The sequence below is a fragment of the Aminobacter sp. P4_D5 genome (genome assembly GCF_056401815.1).
Map to the genome: position 1 here is coordinate 1 of NZ_JBFUIP010000322.1, position 2,847 is coordinate 2,847.

Consider the following 2,847-nt stretch of genomic DNA (forward strand, 5'->3'; position numbering starts at 1 on the left):
AGACCAGCCCGCCATTCCCGGGCATATGGTAAAGTTCTTCGCCTTCGATCGCGATGTGACCGTCATCGATACGCTCAAGAGTCATCAGGATACGCAGGATGGTCGTCTTGCCCGAGCCGGATGGACCTATCAGCGCCAGCTTTTCGCGCGGCATCACCTGCATCGACAGTTGGTCCAGCACCTTGAAGACGCCGAAGCTCTTGCTGATCGCGTCGATCTTGATGATAGGCTCAGCCATCGTTACTCCGGTCTGACGGTCCGATGCCTGAACGATGTTAAACTTACCAAATCATGTCAATTCGAAAAATAATATCATGACAATTATTCTGATTGTGCCCGTTTCCTGATCCAAAAACTAGATCGCGAGCAGAAGATGCTCCGGCTCGCCCAGCAACAGTCGTGCGACGATGCCAAGGCCCGCGCGCAGTTCGCCTTCGGTGGTGGAACCCAGCGACACCCGCACGGCGGACTGCCACGGCGCGTCCGAGGTCCGGAACGATAGGCCGGGCGCGATCGCGACGCCCTGCAGGCGGGCCTGCGCGACGAAACCTTCCTCGGTGCGGTTGTCCGGCAATGGCAGCCACAGATGCAAGGCATTGGGATGCGTCGACACGCGCCCTGCGCCCAGCAACTCGGCAACGATCGTCTGCCGCCGTTGCAACGCGTTGCGCTGCCACCGCACCAGTTCCATCGCGGTTCCGTCCGTCACCCATTTCGAGGCGATCTCGGCGAGGATCGGCGTCGCCATCCAGTTCGACACCAGGTGCCGGTTCGCGACGGCGGCGGCGTAACGATCTGGTGCGACCAGATAGCCCAGGCGCAGGCCGGGGACCGTGATCTTGGTGAAACTGGTCAGATAGAGCGTGCGCTCGGGCGCAAGCGCGGCGATCGGCGGCGGCCGATCCTCGATCAGCGGACCGAGCACGTCGCTTTCGATGATGGCGATGTCGTGCTTGCGGGCGACCTCGGCCAGCGCCGCGCGCCGGCTCTCGCTCATCAGCGTCGCGGTCGGGTTGATCACCGATGGCTGGACGAAGACGGCGCGGATGTCGGCATCGCGGCATGCCTTGTCGAACGCATCCGGGAGGATGCCGTCTTCGTCGATCGGCAGGCCTTCCAGGTTGAAGCCGAGATATGTCGCCAGCGGCACCAGCGTGTGGTGGCCGATGGCTTCGGTGGCGACGGTCGATCCGGGCGGCGCCACGCTCATCAATGCAACCGTCATCGCCGCGGTCGCCCCATTGGTCAGAGTGACGTTCTGGGCCGATGCGGCGATACCGCATTCCCTCAGCCATTCCACCGCAATAGCGCGGTGGCGCGGGAAAACGACGTTCGGACGGAATGACAAAGCAGAGCTCGACGGCAGATGCTGTCCCAGCCAGGTCAACGCCTGCTTCAGCCGCTCGAGATGCATCGGCTCGCAGACGGGCTTCAGGATCGACAGGTCGATCACCTCGCCCAGCCGCTCCGGCAGATAAGGCGGCTCGACCTCGCGCCGCGCGGTCTGGACGAAACTGCCGCGCCCGACCTCGCCGGAGATCAGCCCGCGCCGGATCAGCTCCTCATAGGAGCGGCTGACCGTCTGCACCGACAGGCCGAGCTGGTAGGCGAGCTTGCGGTGAGTCTGCAGGCGCGTGCCGTTCGGCAGCCGGCCGTCATGGATGGCGCGGGCGAACTGGTCGGCCAGCGAGAGATAGGCGGGGCGCTTGAGGAGGCCAGGGTCGGGCTGCCAGATTGTCATGACTTATTAGAGATCGAAATCAGTGCAATTGACAATGGGTCAAAGCCGATCTCATGGTCGCGCATGCGCAGTTTACACAGGCCAGCATGATCAAGCTCGACGCCATCGACCTCAAGATTCTCGACGCGATCCAGCGCGACGGACGCATCACCAAGCTGGCGTTGGCCGAGAAGGTCGGCCTGTCGCCGACGCCCGCCTGGCTGCGGCTGCGCAAGCTGGAAAAGGCCGGCATCGTCAGCGGCTATAATGCATCGCTCGAACTGCGCGCCGTGGCGCCGATCGCAACTGTGCTGGTCGAGGTGACGCTGCGCAGTCACCGCCAGGCGGATTTCGACCGTTTCGAGCGGGTCGTCCGCAAAACGCCCGAAATCGTCTGCTGCTGGTCGGTCGGCGGCGGCATCGACTACATGCTGAAGATCGTGGCACGCGACATCGACGCCTACCAGCGTCTCGTCGACGGGCTGCTCGAGTGCGAGATCGGCATCGACCGCYACTTCACCTACATCGTGACGCGGACAGTGAAGGAAAATGAACCTGTCCCGGTCGGCGGCCTGCTGGCCGACAGAGGCACGCAATCGCAATAGATAATCTCTCTAAGAAAGCTCGGTCTGGCAGCCAAATCGCCTGCATCGGGCAGCGGGTTTGGACCATCCTACTGGTTCCGCGCGGCTATCATCGGTCATCTCATGGAGGTTCCGATGACCGCACGACTTGCAGCCGCACACAGCAGCGACCTTGACCATCTCGCCGACCACCGGTTGCTGCGCCAGCTCGCCTATGTCGATGGCAAGTGGACGGCCGGCTCAAAGGTAGCCTCCTTCGACGTGAGGGATCCGGCAAATGGCGCCGTTATCGCCAATGTCGCAGCTTTAGACGCCAGCCAGACCGGAACCGCCATCGATGCAGCGTATGCCGCCTTTCCGGCATGGCGCGGCCTCCTGCCGCAACAGCGGGCAGCGATTCTGCGGCGCTGGTTCGAGCTCATCGTCGCCGCCAGGGAAGACCTTGCGCTGATCATGACGCTGGAACAGGGAAAGCCGCTGCAGGAATCGCGCGGCGAGATCGACTACGCAGCCTCCTTCATCGAGTGGTACGCCGAGGAGGGC

General features: G+C 63.2%; 4 protein-coding genes. 2 read left to right on the forward strand and 2 right to left on the reverse strand.

The genetic code is table 11. The features are described from left to right. Both AC1DWF_RS31390 and ehuR read right to left on the reverse strand, forming a co-directional pair. Positions 1-238, reverse strand: a 238-nt coding sequence (locus tag AC1DWF_RS31390) for an ATP-binding cassette domain-containing protein (RefSeq protein WP_476842502.1), incomplete at its 3' end; no start/stop codon positions are given. 117 nt (positions 239-355) lie between these two features. Then, on the reverse strand, positions 356-1,741 hold the full coding sequence (ehuR, locus tag AC1DWF_RS31395) for a MocR-like ectoine utilization transcription factor EhuR (protein ID WP_476789091.1): 1,386 nt from the start codon (positions 1,739-1,741) through the stop codon (positions 356-358). A gap of 53 nt (positions 1,742-1,794) precedes the next feature. Between ehuR and AC1DWF_RS31400 the strand changes: the two genes are divergently transcribed. Both AC1DWF_RS31400 and AC1DWF_RS31405 read left to right on the forward strand, forming a co-directional pair. Next, on the forward strand, positions 1,795-2,325 hold the full coding sequence (locus AC1DWF_RS31400; RefSeq protein WP_476842503.1) for an Lrp/AsnC family transcriptional regulator: 531 nt from the start codon (positions 1,795-1,797) through the stop codon (positions 2,323-2,325). A 114-nt stretch (positions 2,326-2,439) separates the two neighbouring features. Then, positions 2,440-2,847: aldehyde dehydrogenase family protein (locus tag AC1DWF_RS31405; RefSeq protein WP_476842504.1), on the forward strand; the 408-nt coding region annotated here is incomplete at its 3' end.